We start from the raw sequence: 15,597 nt of genomic DNA on the forward strand, positions 1-15,597 counted from the left end.
TCGATCGAAGCTTCCTACCTTAATTTGAGTTCTGATGGATAGGAGCCCGATGGCGGCTGCCTGACGAAGTCGCGGCGATGTGCCCGCCGAATACCCGTGAGGCTACGCCCGTGCCGGTTCTCGCCGCTTCCGGACGCGCTGGCGCCTGTTCCCGATGCGCCCCGCGCAACCACTCCTGAAGCCCCGAAAGAGCCGACCCTTCGCATCTCTCATGCACCAGGACACGTTCGGTAGCTCTGGTAGGGGTGGGATATGAATGCAGCATTGTTGACATTGCTTCGCCGTCTGGTGCGCAACGGTAACCTGACGGTTGTATTTTCTTCCGGTGAAAAAGTGATCCTGGGTGACGGCAGCGGAAAGCCGGCATCAATCCGCATCATCGATGCGGAGGCGGAGGCGGCGATCGTTCGTGATCCCGGTCTTCGTTTCGGTGAAATGTATATGGACGGGCGTGTCGTCATCGAGAAGGGCGACATCTTTGATGTGCTCTCGATCGTCAAGGAAAACGGCATCGAGAACGCGGCCAATGCCACCAACACGATGACCGGCCTGTGGCATGTGTTGCGTCAGCAATTGCTCAGCCGAATCCCGGTCAATCGTAACCGGCACAACGTCGCCCATCACTACGACCTTGATCGCAAGCTTTTCGACCTATTCCTCGACGAGGACTGGCAATATTCCTGCGCCTATTTTCAACCGCAGGGCATATCGCTCGATGCCGCGCAGCTCGCCAAAAAACGGCATATCGCGGCAAAGCTCCTGCTGGAGCCGGGCCAGAAGGTGCTGGAGGTCGGCTCCGGCTGGGGCGGCATGGCCATGTATCTGGCCGAATCCTCGGGCGTTGAGGTCACCGGCATCACGCTCAGCGAAGAGCAGCTGAAGGTCTCGCGGGATCGTGCCGCCAGGCGTGGGCTCTCCGATCGGGTCCGCTTCGAACTGCAGGACTACCGCACTTTGCAGGGCCGGCAGTTCGACCGCATCGTCTCGGTCGGCATGTTCGAGCATGTCGGCATCGGCAACTACGGCAACTTTTTCGACAAGATGAACGCGCTGTTGAAGCCCGACGGCGTCATGCTGCTGCATTCGATCGGCCAGATCTACAAGCCCTGGGCCACCAACCCGTGGATCGAGAAGTACATCTTCCCCGGCGGCTATATCCCGGCGATTTCGGAGGTCCTGCCTTCCGTCGAGCGCACGCGGCTGCTGGTGAAGGATGTCGAAATCCTGCCGATGCACTATGCCTGGACGTTGAAAGCCTGGCGCGAGCGTTTCGTCGCCCGGCGCGAAGAGGCGATCAAGCTCTATGACGAGCGGTTCTTCCGCATGTGGGAGTTCTATCTGGCTGCGTCTGAGACGGCCTTCCTCTACGACAAGCACTTCATCTTCCAGCTGCAGATCTCACCATCTCTCGGTGCCGTCCCGGCCTCGCGCGGCTATATCGAGGAGAGGGAGCGGCAATTGATCGAGTTCGAAAAGCGCCGGCCGCCGCTCGAGCCAGTCAACACCTGGGACGTCGTGCCCGAGCAGGAGCATGTCGAGCCTGCCGCCATGGCGTGCTGAACCATCGGCCGTCCCGTCTGAAAGCGGGGCGGCCGATCCATCTTCTGTGGAGTTCCGGTTTTCCGCTGAAGGCCTTCACTTGGCCTTCAAGGTCTGCGCCTTTATGTTCGCCGATCAAACAGCAAAGACGGAATTCCCATATGGCCAGCCCTGCAAAACCCATCGCCGCCATCATCGCCAGCGAAATCAAGGCGACACCTTCGCAGGTCGTCGCGGCGGTCGAGCTGCTCGACGAGGGCGCCACGGTGCCGTTCATCGCGCGTTACCGCAAGGAAGTGACGGGCGGGCTCGACGATACGCAGCTGCGTATGCTTTCGGAACGGCTGACCTATCTGCGCGAACTCGAGGCGCGCCGTGCATCGATCCTCGAATCGATCCGCGGCCAGGACAAGCTGACCGCCGAACTCGAAGCCAAGATCGCCGCCGTCGAAACCAAGGCCGAACTCGAGGACATCTATCTGCCCTATAAGCCAAAGCGCCGCACCAAGGCGGAAATCGCCCGCGAGCGTGGCCTCGGGCCTCTGGCAGAAGCGATCCTTGCTGATCGCTCCATAGCACCTGCCGACCGCGCCGCGGCCTTCCTGACTGCAGAGGTGGCCGATGTGAAGACGGCGCTCGATGGTGCGCGCGATATCATCGCCGAAGGCATGACGGAGAATGCCGATCTGCTCGGCCGCCTGCGCAACCACATGAAGGGGGCCGCCTTCCTGCGCGCCAAGGTCGTCGACGGCAAGCAGGAGGCCGGTGCCAAGTTCTCCGACTACTTCGATCATTCCGAGCGCTGGGCGACGACGCCAGGCCATCGCGCGCTGGCCATGCTGCGCGGCTGGAACGAAGAGGTGCTGTCCGTCGATATCGTCGTCGACCAGGACGATACCTCGCCGGTCAAGCCGGTCGAGCGCATGATCGCCGCCGCCTACAATGTCGGTGGCCACCTGCCGGGCGACAAGTGGCTTGCCGAGATAATCGGCTGGACCTGGCGCGTGAAGCTCTCCATGTCGCTGTCGCTCGATCTCATGCGCGAACTGCGTGAGCGCGCCGAGGAAGAGGCGATCCACGTCTTTGCCCGCAACCTCAAGGATCTGCTGCTGGCCGCACCTGCGGGATCGCGGGCGACCATGGGGCTTGATCCGGGCATCCGCACCGGCGTCAAGGTCGCCATCGTCGACGGCACCGGCAAGTTGCTCGAAACCACAACCGTCTACCCGTTTCCGCCGAAGAACGATGTCCGTGGCACCCAGGCGGAACTCGCTTCGCTCATTCGCAAGCACAAGGTGGAGCTGATCGCCATCGGCAACGGCACCGGCAGCCGCGAAACCGAAAAGCTCGTGACCGACATGCTCTCGCAGCTCCCGGCGCCGAAGCCGACCAAGGTCATCGTTTCCGAGGCCGGCGCCTCGGTTTACTCGGCTTCCGAAACCGCCGCCCTGGAATTCCCGGGTCTTGACGTTTCGCTGCGCGGTGCGGTCTCGATCGCCCGCCGCCTGCAGGATCCGTTGGCCGAACTCGTGAAGATCGAGCCGAAGTCGATCGGCGTCGGCCAGTACCAGCACGATGTCGACCAGTCGAAGCTCAGCCGTTCGCTGGATGCGGTGGTGGAAGACGCGGTGAATGCCGTCGGCGTCGACGTCAACACGGCTTCTGCGCCGCTGCTGGCGCGCGTTTCAGGCCTCGGCAAATCCTCCGCCGAGGCGATCGTCGCTCATCGCGATGCGACCGGCCCGTTTGCGAGCCGCAAGGAACTGTTGAACGTGCCACGGCTCGGCGCGCGCACCTTCGAGCAGTGCGCGGGCTTCCTGCGCATTCCCAACGGCAAAGAGCCGCTCGACGCCTCGTCGGTCCACCCGGAGGCCTATGGTGTCGCCAAGAAGATCGTTGCTGCCTGTGGTCGCGACGTACGTGCGCTGATGGGCGACAGCGTCGCGCTGAAGAGCCTCGATCCGAAGGTTTTCGTCGACGAGCGCTTCGGCTTGCCAACGGTCAAGGACATCCTTGCGGAACTGGAAAAGCCCGGTCGCGACCCGCGCCCGAGCTTCAAGACCGCGACCTTCGCCGACGGTATCGACGACATCAAGGACCTGAAGGTCGGCATGCAGCTCGAGGGCACCGTGACCAATGTCGCCGCCTTCGGCGCCTTCGTCGACATCGGCGTGCACCAGGACGGCCTCGTGCACGTGTCCCAGCTCGCGGACCGCTTCGTCAAGGATCCGCATGAGGTGGTAAAGGCCGGCGATGTGGTGACCGTTCGTGTCACGGAGGTCGATGTTCCGCGCAAGCGGATCGGCCTCACCATGCGCAAGGATGGTGGCGCCGAGACGGGCCGCGAGCCGCGGTCGGGCGCGCCGGGCGGCAACAACAATCGTGGTCCCGCCCCGCGCCAGCAGAAGCCGAAGCAACCGGCTCAGGGCGCCTTCGGTGCGGCGCTGATGGAAGCGATGAAGCGCAAATAGGGCAGGCCTTCGCCGCGGGCGCATCCGGCGCCTGCGGCCGCATGCTCTATAAATTAGCTAATTGTAATAATCCGGCCTTTCCACCATACTGACCGCAGGGCGGCGCGGACATATTGTGCCCATGCCGCAGCCGGCCGGCGACGGAAAGGTCAACGCAAACTCCTTCGCCGGGCGTCCGGTGAAAGGAGTTCGGTGATGGTGGGCAGTGCGATCCGCGGCCTGGCATTGGTCGCCCTCTTGGCGGCGGGCGTGGCGGCGCGTCCCGTTCCCGCGATCTCCCAGGCTCCGGTCAATTGTGCCGACCGGTCCGAAGTGATCGCGTTTCTGACGCGGCAATATCAAGAGAAGCAGGCGGCAACCGCGCTGATCAACCAGCAGGCGATCATGGAGATCTACGCTGCCGACAACGGCAGCTGGACGCTGATCGTCACCGACGTCAATGGGCGAAGCTGCGTCATCCTCGCCGGCAAGAGCTGGGAAACCCTGCCACCCTTGCCGATACCGAAAGCCTAGCTTCTTGGGGCTGAGCGGGCGCAGCCGCTCCTGTCAGAGCGACCGGCCGACGCTCGAATAGCTGAAGCCGTGCTTTACCACCTCGTCCTCGCGGTAAATGTTCCTGAGGTCGACGAGAATGGGCGTCTTCATCACGGTCTTGAGCCGGCGGAAATCAAGCGCCCGAAACTCGTTCCATTCGGTAACGATCACCAGCGCGTCGGCTTCGTTGGCGGCCTCGTAGGGGTCGCTGGCGTAGTCGATCCCGTCGATCACCTTCTTCGCGTTTTCCATGCCCTCCGGGTCATAGCCGATGACATGGGCGCCAGCGTCCTGCAGCGTCTGGACGACCACGATCGCCGGGCTGTCGCGCATGTCGTCGGTGTTGGGCTTGAAAGTGAGGCCGAGGATCGCGATCTTGCGGCCGCGCACGTCCCCGCCGGCCGCTGCGATGACCTTGCGGCCCATGGCCCGCTTGCGGTTGTCGTTGACGGCCACCGTCGTCTCGACCAGCCGCACCGGGCTGTCATAATCCTGCGCGGTCTTCACCAGCGCCAGGGTGTCCTTCGGGAAGCACGATCCGCCGTAACCTGGGCCGGCATGCAGGAATTTCGAGCCGATTCGGCCATCGAGGCCGATGCCGCGGGCGACATCCTGGACATTGGCACCGACCCGCTCGCAGAGATCCGCCATCTCGTTGATGAAGGTGATCTTCATCGCGAGGAACGCATTGCCGGCATATTTGATCAGCTCGGACGTGCGGCGCGAGGTGAAGACCAGCGGCGACTGGTTGAGATAGAGCGGACGATAGACCTCGGTCATCACGTCCCGTGCCCGCGCGTCGTCGCCCGAAAGGCCGATGACGATGCGGTCGGGCCGCTTGAAGTCCTCGATCGCGGCACCCTCGCGCAGGAATTCCGGGTTGGAAACGACGGCGAAATCGGCGTCCGGATTGGTTTCGCGGATGATGCGCTCGACCTCGTCGCCGGTGCCGACCGGAACGGTCGATTTCGTCACGATCACGGTGAACCCCTTGAGGTTCTCGGCAATCTCGCGCGCAGCCGCATGCACATAGGAAAGGTCGGCATGGCCGTCACCGCGCCGTGACGGCGTGCCGACCGCAATGAAGATGACATCGCTGTCGGCGACGGCGGCAACGAGATCAGTCGTGAAGGTAAGGCGGCCCGAAGCGACGTTGCTGGCCACCAACTGGTCGAGGCCGGGTTCGAAGATCGGAATGCGCCCCTGCATCAAGGCGTCGATCTTGCTCTCATCCTTGTCGAGACAAACGACGTCGTGACCGAAGTCCGCAAAACACACGCCGGAAACAAGGCCAACATAGCCGGCGCCGATCATCGTGATTTTCATAGGCTCTTTCCCTTGTTGTGTTCCACAGCGAGCTCAGTTCATAGAACGTGCAATTGCGTATTTTTGCAATTGCTTATGCGCTCAGGTTCACACCCATTTATGCTCGATTGCGCTTAAAGCAAGCCGTCCCGCCAGCAGAATAATCCGTGGGGAGTAGCTGGTGAGCGGCTCACCGGTTCGCGTTGTAGTAATCCTTGTACCAGGCAGCGAAGCGCGCCACGCCCTCTTCGACAGAAAGCGAGGGTTTGAAATTGGTCAGCGCTTCGAGAAGGTCGGGGGAGGCGTAGGTGCGGGGCACATCGCCCTGCTGCATCGGCAGCATGTTGCGCACCGCCGGCTTGCCGACCGCCTTCTCGACCGTTTCGACGAAGGTCATCAGTTCGACCGGCTGCCCGCCGCCGATATTGACCACGCGGAAAGGCCCCTGGCGCGAGAGCGTGTCCTCGGCCTTTTCCTCCGGCACGCGGTTTTCTTCCGCCGGCGCCACATGGGAAAGCCGGAGAATGCCCTCGACCAGGTCGTCGATATAGGTGAAGTCGCGGCTCATGCGGCCTTCGCCATAGATATCGATCGGCTGTCCCTTGTGGATGGCATCGACGAACTTGAACAGCGCCATGTCGGGCCGCCCCCAGGGGCCGTAGACCGTGAAGAAGCGGAAGGCAGTGGTCGGCACCTTGTAGAGATGGGCATAGCTGTGCGCCATCAGCTCCATCGACTTCTTGGTGGCGGCATAGAGCGTCATCGGCTCGTCGGCACGGTCGGTTTCGGCAAACGGGATTTTTTCGTTGGCGCCGTAGATCGAGGAGGTCGAGGCCAGCATCAGGTGCTTAGGGTTAAGCTCCCGCGCCAGTTCCAGCATGTTCCAGGAGCCGACCAGGTTGGAATCCACATAGGCCTTCGGGTTCTCGAGGCTGTAGCGCACACCCGCCTGGGCGGCGAGGTGGATGATGACTTCGGGTTCGGCGAGCTCGGCCGCCCGGCGCAGCGCGTCTCTGTCCTCAAGCATGCCGACGACCGGCTTGAAGCCGTTCGAGCGAGCGAGGATCGCGTGCCGATTCTCTTTCAGCGTAACGTCGTAATAGGGGGTCATCCCGTCGAAGCCGACAACGAAATGCCCTTCGTCGATCAGCCGCTTGGCGAGGTGAAAGCCGATGAAGCCTGCGGTGCCGGTGATGAGGTAGCGCACGACGATGTCCCCAATTTACGTATCGGCCGTTCATACGAAGAAAGCCGATCGATTGAAAGCCGAAACCATCGGTCTGGTTACCGGTCGAGGTCCTGTTGCAGGGCGGACAGCACCGACATCGCATGGCCGGCATACTGGCTGATCCAGCGATCATGGATCGCCTGGATCGGCAATGCGTTCAGATGGTTCCAGCGTTCACGCCCCTCGCGGCGGACGAGTACGAGCTCGGCCTGCTCAAGGACTTTCAGGTGCTGCATGACCGTACAGCGGTCGAGATTGCTGAAGCGCTCGCAGAGCATGCCGGTGGTCTGCGGCTCCTGGCGCATGGCGTCGAGCATCTGCCGGCGCAGCCCGTTGGCGAGCGCCTTGAATACCAGGTCGTCTTTCGAATCGGTTGACATGTTATGTTTCTATAACATACTCTTGTTGGCCCCGACAGGAGGAATACGCCATGCCCTTTGAATTTCGTGTGAACGGACGGATCGGCCGCCCTGTCGCCCAGGTTTTTGATGCGGTCGTCAATCCGGACCAGCTCAGCCGCTACTTCGTGACGCTCGGCGGCATCAGCGGGCCGCTGGTGGCCGGCGCAACCGTGACCTGGTGGGGCGAGGTGCCGATCCAGGTGGAGGTGGTCGAGCCCAACGAGCGTATCGTCTTTTGCTGGGGCGCCATGGTCGCCGAGGGCGAGGATGCCTACCAGACCCGTGTGGAGATGCGCTTCCAGCCGCTGGAGGATGGCGCCACGATGGTGACGATCGCCGAAACCGGCTGGCGCGAGAACGCGCAGGGGCAGAAGAGCTCCTACGTCAACTGCGAGGGCTGGTCGCAGATGCTCGCCTGTATGAAGGCCTGGCTCGAATACGGCATCAACCTGCGCGACGGCTATTACCTCAGCGAACTCTCAGGCAAGCCGGCGCTCGAGCCGCAGGCCTAGCCGGCCGGTCGTCTGCAGTGCGGCGCCGACTTGAGCGACGGGCGTTAATGTACCTGAATGCGCCGGGCGTCACTGAGGCGCGCCCGGCTGAGCATTCGGCGTCTCAATACATCGGAGGAAGGCCGCCATTGGCGGCGCTCGCCATGGGAATGCCGCCGGCCGGCTCCGTCATCGGCGGTTCGGCCTGCAGCACGACGACGCGCGAATCGACCGGTACGCGGCTGTAGAGGTCGATGATATCGGGATTGAAGAGACGGATGCAGCCGCTGGACACGGCCTTGCCGATCGACCAGGCCTCGGTCGTGCCGTGGATGCGGAACAGCGTGTCGCGGTTGCCCTGGAATAGATAGAGCGCGCGGGGGCCAAGCGGGTTGCGCACGCCCGGCTCCATGCCGCCGGCAAGCGGGCCGTAACGTTCCGGCTCGCGCGCCACCATCTCTTGCGTAGGCGTCCAGCGCGGCCATTCGGCCTTGCGCGCGATCCGCGCTTCACCTTCGAACTCAAGGCCGGCCTTGCCGACGCCGATGCCGTAGCGCATCGCCATGCCGCCATCCTGCACGAGGTAGAGGAAGCGGTTCTGGGTATCGATCACGATCGTGCCCGGCGGCTCATGCGTCTGATAGGCGACCTGCTGGCGCAGATAGCGCTTGTCGACCTTGCTGATGTCGATGGCATCCAGCGGGAATTTTTCGTTCGGCAGCGGGCCGTACATTGCCACATAGTATGGATCCGGTCCCTTCGGCTTGGCTGGCCCCGACGTGGTGACGCAGCTTGCGAGCGTCGAGGTGGCGAGAAGAAGGGCGAAGAGCTGCGCCAGGCGGCCGGCGCTGTTCCGGGACACACACATAATAAGGTTTTGATCCTGCTGATTGTCATTTTCGGGCGGGAGACACGGCTTTTGCCGCCCTTCCGTTCTAATGTCAAAGACGGCGTCGGGGCGGCGACAGCATGTCGCAAATGAGGCAACCATTAGGTGTGGCCGAAAGGCTACAGTCGGCAATGGCATTTTGCTTCCGCAAGACAGCTTGATCCGCTTTCGACCGCGGGTGTATGCCATAGCCATGCAATGGAGCGATCAGGCCATCATTCTCGGGATCCGGCGGCACGGCGAAAGCTCGGCCATCGTCGAGGTCATGAGCGCTACCCACGGCCGGCATCTCGGCATGGTGCGCTCGGGGCGTTCGCGCACGATGCAGCCGGTGCTGCAGCCGGGCAACTCGGTGGAGGTCACCTGGCGCGCCCGGCTCGACGAGCACATGGGCGAATTCCGGATCGAACCGGTGGAGCTGCGGGCCGCCCGGCTGATGGAAACGGCAACCTCGGTCTATGGTATCCAGGCGCTCGGCGCTCTTCTTAGGCTGCTTCCCGAGCGCGACCCGCATCCGCATCTCTACGAGGCGCTGACCGTCATCGTCGACCATCTCGCCGATCCCGCCGACGCCGGAGAATTGTTCGTGCGCTTCGAACTCGCAGTCCTCAACGACCTCGGCTTCGGGCTCGATCTCACCGAATGCGTTGCAACCGGCGCTCGTACCGAACTCGTCTATGTCTCGCCGAAATCGGGCAGGGCGGTCTGCCGGGAGGCCGGAGAGCGTTATGCCGACCGCATGTTGGCGTTGCCGGACTTCCTTTCGGCCGAAGCGCGAAGGGCTGCGGATCACGACAGCCTCGCCGCCGCTTTCCGCCTGACCGCCTTCTTCCTCCACCGCCATGTCTATGAGCCGCGCGGCCTCGACGTTTCTTCCGCCCGCGACGGTTTCGTCCATGCGGCGCTGAAGGCGCTGAAAGCGCAATCCTCAGCCGCCTGATTCCCAGGAGTTATCGATGTACCAAGAGCTTTATCCCGGCATGTCCGTATCCGGCGTCGGCGTGCTGTCGCTCGACCGCGTCGCCCGCGATGGCGGTCTCAAGGCAATGCAAGATCTTTTGAGCGGCGAGCTGCCGGCGCCGCCGATGTCGAAGACGCTGAAGTTCGGGTTGAGCGAAGTCGAGGAGGGTCGGGTGGTCTTCAAGGGGCTGCCGACCGAGGAACACCTCAATCCGCTTGGCACAGTGCATGGCGGATGGACGGCAACGATCATGGATTCGGCCCTCGGCTGCGCTGTCTTCACCACCGTCAAACCTGGGGAGGCCTATACGACGGTCGAGTTCAAGGTGAACCTCGTGCGGCCGCTGCTGCCCGATATGGGCGAGGTCTTCTGCGAGGGGCGCATCGTGCATCGTGGCCGCACCATCGCGACCTCCGAAGCCTGGCTGCGCGACCGTAACGGCAAGCTGCTCGCCCACGGCACCGAAACCTGCGCCATCTTCCCGATCGACAATCTCAGGCGTTAAAGCAATTCCAGGAAAAGTGCGAAGCGGTTTTCCGCCCGGAATTGCGTCACTTCAAGCTGAGCAATTCCAGGAAAAGTGCGAAGCGGTTTTCCGCCCGGAATTGCGTCGCTCAAGCAATGTCGGAAGCAAGAAACGCCGCGCAGAATGGCGCGGCGTTCCTCTTTGTAATCGCAGTCCTGATCAGCCGATGCGGCCGCCGCCCTGCTTGGTCACAGCGACGACGGCCGGACGCACCGGCATGTCGTCCTGGAAGTCCGGCCAGCGGGTGGCCGGCGTCTCGTAAGTTGCAAGGCCGGCGTCGCCCGGGTGCTGGACGGCGAGGAAGAATGTGTCCGAGGTCGGGTTGAAGCAGGGGCCGCACATTTCGGCGCCGACCGGCACGCGGAAGAAGAGCTTCGACGTGCCACGGGCGGCGCCGTCCGTGTCGATCGCCCAGATGCCGTCGGTGCGGCCGGTGTCCTTCTCGTTGTTGCCGTCGGTCGATACCCAGAGGCGACCATCGGTGTCGATGGCGCAATTGTCGGGCATGCCGAACCAGCCGTTCTTGGTGGTGGCGGTCGAGAACGAAGCGCCGACCTCGGCAACGCTCGGATCGCCGCACTTCAAGAGAACGTCCCAGCGGCTCTTCAGCGACGCGAAGTCGCCGTCGGTCTCGGTGATCTCGACGATGTGGCCGAAGGCGTTCTTGGCGCGCGGGTTGGCCGCGTCGACTTCTTCGGCCTTGCGCTTGGTGTTGTTGGTCAGCATCACGTAGACCTTGCCCGTCTTCGGGTTCGGCTGAACGTCTTCCGGACGGTCCATCTTGGTGGCACCGAGCGCGTCGGAGGCAAGACGGGTGTTGATCAGCACGTCCGCCTGCGAGGCAAAGCCGTTGGCTTCGGTCAGCGGGCCTTCGCCATGCGTCAGCGGCATCCAGGTGACGGTGCCGTCTTCGTCGAACTTGGCGACATAGAGTGTGCCCTCGTCGAAGAGGTCCATGTTGGCGGCGCGATCGTCAGGTTTGAAGGTGCCCTTGGTCACGAACTTGTAGACATAGTCGTAGCGCTCGTCGTCGCCGGAATAGAGCACGACGCGGCCGTCCTTGTTGACGATCGATTCGCAGCCTTCGTGCTTGAAACGGCCGAGGGCTGTGCGCTTCTTCGGCACCGACGTCGGATCAAGCGCGTCGACCTCGACGATCCAGCCGAAGCGATTGGCTTCGTTCGGCTCCTTGGAGACGTCGAAACGGTCGTAGAAGGACGCCCATTCATACTGGCCGCCCGGTGCGCCCAGCCGCTTCAGCTGCTTGTATTCCGGATGGTCCTCGGCAATCTCGCCGCCGAAATAGCCGTTGAAGTTTTCTTCGGCCATCATGTAGGTGCCCCAGGCGGTGACGCCGCCGGCGCAGTTGTTGAGCGTGCCGAACACCTTTTTGCCGGTCGGGTCGGACGGCGTCTTCAGGCGGTCGTGACCGGCGGCCGGGCCGGTGATCTGCATCTCGGTGTTGACGGTGATGCGACGGTTGTTCTTGCCGTCGAGAACCGGCTGCCACTTGCCGTCGACCTTGCGGATCTCGATGATCGTGCCGCCATGTGCGGCCATCTCGATGTCGACCAGCTCCTTGCTGTATTCGCCGAGAACGACCTTCTCTTCCTCGACTTCCTTGCCGTCCTTCGTCACCTTTTCCTTCACGACGCTGGCGAAGGCGGGGAACATCAGTTCGGCATTGGTGTATTCGTGGTTGACGACGAGCAGGCCGTGGTCGGCGCTGCCGTCGAGCGGGATGAAGCCAACATAGTCGTTGTTGTAGCCGAACAGCTTTTCCTGGGCAGCGGCCGTCTGGTTCTTCGGGTCGAACTCCGGGCTGTCGGCGAAGATCTTGTCGCCCCAGCGAAGCAGGACGTCGGCATCATAACCTTCGGCCACATGGTGCTTTTCGTCGACGCCGGCTTCGATCTCGGTAAAGTCGAAGCGCGAACCGTCCTCGGCGCGTGCCTCTTCGGCGGTCAGGAGAGCGAGCGGGCTGACGGTGGTCGAGATCGCGGCAACTGCCAGCGAGCCGCCGATGAACGACCGGCGCGAGAATCGACGATGGATGATGTCGCCCATCGTCGGATTGGCGGAACAGTTGTGGCCGACATCTTCCAGCTCTTCCCTGCGTTCCGTCAGCGTCTTGAATTCGGTCTCTTCCGTCTGGGCGAGATACTTGTCCATGATCGGGTCTCCTGGTTGAACGATGGAAACCACCGCGCGAGGCAGCGGTGTTCATCCGCCTGTACCAGCTGCCCCATGACAGTTCTGCGACATTTCCGTGAAGAGATTACAGCGCTCGGCCGTCTATAGATTTGGCGCTTGCATAAAAGTCTGTATGGTTGCGTGCGCCGGCGATTGCGACTGCCAGGGGAAAGTATGTTCGAACTTATTGCTTTAGCTGCCTTTATTCTGGCCCTGTCCGCCTATCTCGGCAACCGCAGGACGACCGAGCGTCTTGGTACCGAACTGGCCGCCCTCAAGGCGGAGGTCGTGGCGCTGAAGGCCGCTCCGGGGGGAGGCGCCCCGGCTGAAACGGCGACCGAGGCGTTTGCGGCTGCGGACGAGTTGCCGGCCATGTCGGAGACGCCGGAGCCAGAGACGCTGGACGATGCCGCTACCGCCTTCTCGGCCAGCGCGCGCGAGGGCGCGCGGATTTTCGGCGATGCGGAAGGAGCCGCGGCCAAAATCGAGGGCGAGGAGACGATCGCTGCCGGCACGGAAGCACCGCAGCCGGTCGCAACCGTACCCCGTCAGACCGAAAGCCTGGAAAGCCGCCTCGGCGCCCGTTGGGCCGTCTGGGTTGGCGGCATCGCGTTGGCGCTCGGCGGCGTCTTCATGGTCAAGTATTCAATCGATGCCGGGCTGTTGAGCCCGGCGGTTCGCCTGACGCTTGCTGCCTTGTTCGGCCTCCTGCTGATGGCGGCGGGCGAGGTCATCCGTCGGCGCGCGGTGCCCGTGATCGCCAACGAATTCCAGAACGCCATGATCCCCGGCATCCTGACGGCGGCCGGTGCCGTGACTCTCTTCGGGGTCGCCTATGCCGCCTATGGCATCTACGACTATATCGGCACGGGCACGGCCTTCGTTCTCCTGGCGGCGATTTCACTCGCCACCGTCGGCCTGTCGCTGCTGCATGGGCAGGCGCTCGCTGGCCTCGGCCTGCTTGCCTCGCTGATCACGCCGGCGCTGGTTTCGAGCAACGAACCGCGCCCCTGGGTTCTCTTCGGTTTCCTCGCGATCGTTTGGCTCGCGACCCTGCTTGCATCGCGGCTGCGCCGATGGACCGTAGTGCCGACGCTTGCCAATGTTGGCATAGGGCTCTGGGGCCTTGCCTATGTCGCTGCGGCATCGCCCTTCGAAGCACGGCCGGTCGCTTTCATCCTACTCGTGATGATCGCCGGCATCGGACTTATCTGGCCGGCCGCCATCGAACGGGAGCCAGTGGCAGAAGCGCGCGAAATGCGTGATGCGACTGAAGGGTCCGAAATGCCGGAGCCGACCGAAGCGACAACCCGACCCCGGGCCGTCGTCGGGCCATGGGAACGCCTGTTCGTTCCACCGCACGCGGCAATCTCCATTTCGGCCGCGATCGTCGTCACCATGCTTGCGCTCCTCCTCATCAGCCCGGCAGTCTATGCGGTCCGCTTTCCGGTGGCGGAGTTTGCGGTTGTCGTTGCGGCGCTGGCGGCGTTGGGCGCCTGGCGGACAACGGCAGTCTATCCCGCCGTGCTTTCAGCGGTCGGCGCTGTTGCTGGCGTCTGGAGCCTGACGGCGCTGAGCGGCGTGCTCGCCTATCTCGATCCCTCGCTGGCCGACGCTCTTCCGGCAGTCGTCCTGCCCGGGCGCACCGCGATGATCACCGCAATGATGCTTGCGGCGCTGTTCGTCGCACTCGGCGGTTTCGTGCTGTCGCGCCGGCTCGTCGCCCGTCCGCAATATTCGACACTCTGGGCGGGCATCGCCGCGGTCGTTCCGGTCGCGCTCGTCGCGATGTCGTTCCTGATGACCGGCAACTATTCCTTCGACCTGCCGCACGGCCTGTTCTCACTCGTCGCCGGGGCGGCGCTGTTGGCGCTTGCGGACTGGCTCTACCGCCGCGAAAGCGAGGCGATGGCGCGCGATACGGCGGCCGGCTTGCTGGTGGCCGGCTCCTTCACCTTTCTCGTGCTTGCCCTCCACGCCTGGACGGACGGGCTGGTCACGACGCTTGCGATCGCCGTGCTTGGAACGGCCTATGCGCTCGCCACGCGGATCCGCACCTGGCCGATTCTTCCGTGGATGACTGGTGCAGCGGCCGTCGTCGTACTCGGGCGCATCGCCTGGGAGCCGACGATCGTCGGTGCCGGCAATCTCGGCACTACGCCCGTCTTCAATGCGCTGTTGCCGGGCTACGGCATTCCCGCCGTGCTGCTTGCAGGCTCCGCCTATTTCCTGAGATCCTGGCCAGGCACGCGCGTGCGCAACCTGCTGCAGGCGCTTGCCAGCCTTTTCGTGCTGTTGACGCTCGCGATCCTGGTGCGCCATGCGATGAACGGCGGCGTGCTCGACAGCGCGGTGCCGACCCTCGGCGAGCAGTCGATCTACACGCTGCTGGCAATCGGCGCCTCGGCGATCTTCATGAGCCTCGACATGAAATCACCGAGCCCGGTCTTCCGCTACGGCGGCATGGGCCTCGGCGTGCTCTCGATGCTGTCGGTGCTTTCGGCGCATCTCCTCGGCCTCAACCCCTATTTCAGCGGCGAACTGCTGGGGCGTATCCCGTTCTTCGACCTGCTGTTGATCGGTTACCTGTTACCGGGGCTCGGCTATGCGGGGCTCGCCTGGTATGCACGCGACAAGCGGCCCTTGCCCTATGTCATGGCACTTGCGGTCAGCGGCGCGGTGCTTGCTTTCGCCTGGGCGAGCCTCACGGTCCGCCGTGTCTGGCAGGGGGAAAACATCGCGGACTGGAAGGGTTTTCTGCAGGGCGAGACCTACACCTATTCGGTCGTCTGGCTGCTGCTCGGCGTGCTGCTGCTGGTGCTCGGCTCGCGCTTCCATGCCAAGAGCATCCGCATCGCGTCGGCCGTTCTGGTCTTCGTTGCCGTGCTGAAGGTGTTCCTGATCGACATGTCCAACCTCGAAGGTTTCCTGCGGGCTCTGTCCTTCATCGGCCTTGGCGGGGTATTGATCGGGATAGGGCTCTTCTACCAGAAGATCTTGTCCGGCGTCGGCGCTGCACCGACGGCGCCGGCAAAGCCTGCCGAACAGCAATAGGACAT

At 63.5% G+C, this 15,597-nt stretch carries 12 protein-coding genes; 7 read left to right on the forward strand and 5 right to left on the reverse strand.

What is annotated here, in order from left to right; translation table 11 throughout:
* Positions 1 to 252 precede the first annotated feature (252 nt).
* The 3 genes from ASE71_RS16505 (at position 253) to ASE71_RS16515 (ending at position 4,523) form a co-directional block, all read left to right on the forward strand.
* Entirely contained in the window at positions 253 to 1,560 is a 1,308-nt protein-coding gene (locus tag ASE71_RS16505; RefSeq protein WP_051659668.1) for an SAM-dependent methyltransferase, read from the forward strand.
* Between the two features lie 140 nt (positions 1,561 to 1,700).
* The gene (locus tag ASE71_RS16510) at positions 1,701 to 4,010 is read left to right on the forward strand and encodes a Tex family protein (protein WP_034804319.1); all 2,310 of its coding nucleotides are present in this window, start codon (positions 1,701 to 1,703) and stop codon (positions 4,008 to 4,010) included.
* Positions 4,011 to 4,205: 195 nt separating this feature from the next.
* Positions 4,206 to 4,523, forward strand: a complete 318-nt coding sequence (locus tag ASE71_RS16515; RefSeq protein WP_034804097.1) for a hypothetical protein — start codon at positions 4,206 to 4,208, stop codon at positions 4,521 to 4,523.
* A gap of 33 nt (positions 4,524 to 4,556) precedes the next feature.
* On the opposite strand, the gene rkpK is transcribed toward ASE71_RS16515, so the two are convergent.
* The 3 genes from rkpK to ASE71_RS16530 all read right to left on the reverse strand — a co-directional run bounded on the left by rkpK (position 4,557) and on the right by ASE71_RS16530 (position 7,457).
* Entirely contained in the window at positions 4,557 to 5,870 is a 1,314-nt protein-coding gene (rkpK, locus tag ASE71_RS16520) for a UDP-glucose 6-dehydrogenase (protein WP_060522103.1), read from the reverse strand.
* 169 nt (positions 5,871 to 6,039) lie between these two features.
* Entirely contained in the window at positions 6,040 to 7,056 is a 1,017-nt protein-coding gene (locus ASE71_RS16525) for an NAD-dependent epimerase (protein WP_060522104.1), read from the reverse strand.
* Positions 7,057 to 7,133: 77 nt separating this feature from the next.
* Positions 7,134 to 7,457: an ArsR/SmtB family transcription factor gene (locus ASE71_RS16530; protein WP_034804089.1), complete on the reverse strand. Its 324-nt coding sequence runs from the start codon at positions 7,455 to 7,457 to the stop codon at positions 7,134 to 7,136.
* Between the two features lie 50 nt (positions 7,458 to 7,507).
* Between ASE71_RS16530 and ASE71_RS16535 the strand changes: the two genes are divergently transcribed.
* A complete protein-coding gene (locus tag ASE71_RS16535; protein ID WP_034804086.1) occupies positions 7,508 to 7,990 on the forward strand; it encodes an SRPBCC domain-containing protein in 483 nt (160 codons plus the stop codon).
* A gap of 103 nt (positions 7,991 to 8,093) precedes the next feature.
* Here ASE71_RS16535 and ASE71_RS16540 read toward each other — a convergent pair whose 3' ends face one another.
* Positions 8,094 to 8,837, reverse strand: a complete 744-nt coding sequence (locus tag ASE71_RS16540) for a L,D-transpeptidase (RefSeq protein WP_034804083.1) — start codon at positions 8,835 to 8,837, stop codon at positions 8,094 to 8,096.
* A 214-nt stretch (positions 8,838 to 9,051) separates the two neighbouring features.
* On the opposite strand from ASE71_RS16540, the gene recO reads away from it, so the two are divergent.
* Positions 9,052 to 9,798: a DNA repair protein RecO gene (gene recO, locus ASE71_RS16545; protein WP_060522226.1), complete on the forward strand. Its 747-nt coding sequence runs from the start codon at positions 9,052 to 9,054 to the stop codon at positions 9,796 to 9,798.
* A 16-nt stretch (positions 9,799 to 9,814) separates the two neighbouring features.
* Positions 9,815 to 10,324 carry a PaaI family thioesterase gene (locus ASE71_RS16550; RefSeq protein WP_034804064.1) on the forward strand — a complete coding sequence of 170 codons (510 nt, stop codon included), beginning with the start codon at positions 9,815 to 9,817 and terminating at the stop codon, positions 10,322 to 10,324.
* 180 nt (positions 10,325 to 10,504) lie between these two features.
* Here ASE71_RS16550 and ASE71_RS16555 read toward each other — a convergent pair whose 3' ends face one another.
* The gene (locus tag ASE71_RS16555) at positions 10,505 to 12,517 is read right to left on the reverse strand and encodes a PhoX family protein (RefSeq protein ID WP_060522105.1); all 2,013 of its coding nucleotides are present in this window, start codon (positions 12,515 to 12,517) and stop codon (positions 10,505 to 10,507) included.
* A 195-nt stretch (positions 12,518 to 12,712) separates the two neighbouring features.
* Between ASE71_RS16555 and ASE71_RS16560 the strand changes: the two genes are divergently transcribed.
* Positions 12,713 to 15,592 (forward strand): DUF2339 domain-containing protein, encoded by a 2,880-nt coding sequence (locus ASE71_RS16560; protein WP_060522106.1) that lies wholly within the window; start codon positions 12,713 to 12,715, stop codon positions 15,590 to 15,592.
* The last annotated feature ends 5 nt before the right edge of the window (positions 15,593 to 15,597 follow it).

Origin of the sequence: Ensifer sp. Root954 (genome assembly GCF_001429005.1) — a bacterium.
Lineage (GTDB): Bacteria > Pseudomonadota > Alphaproteobacteria > Rhizobiales > Rhizobiaceae > Ensifer > Ensifer adhaerens.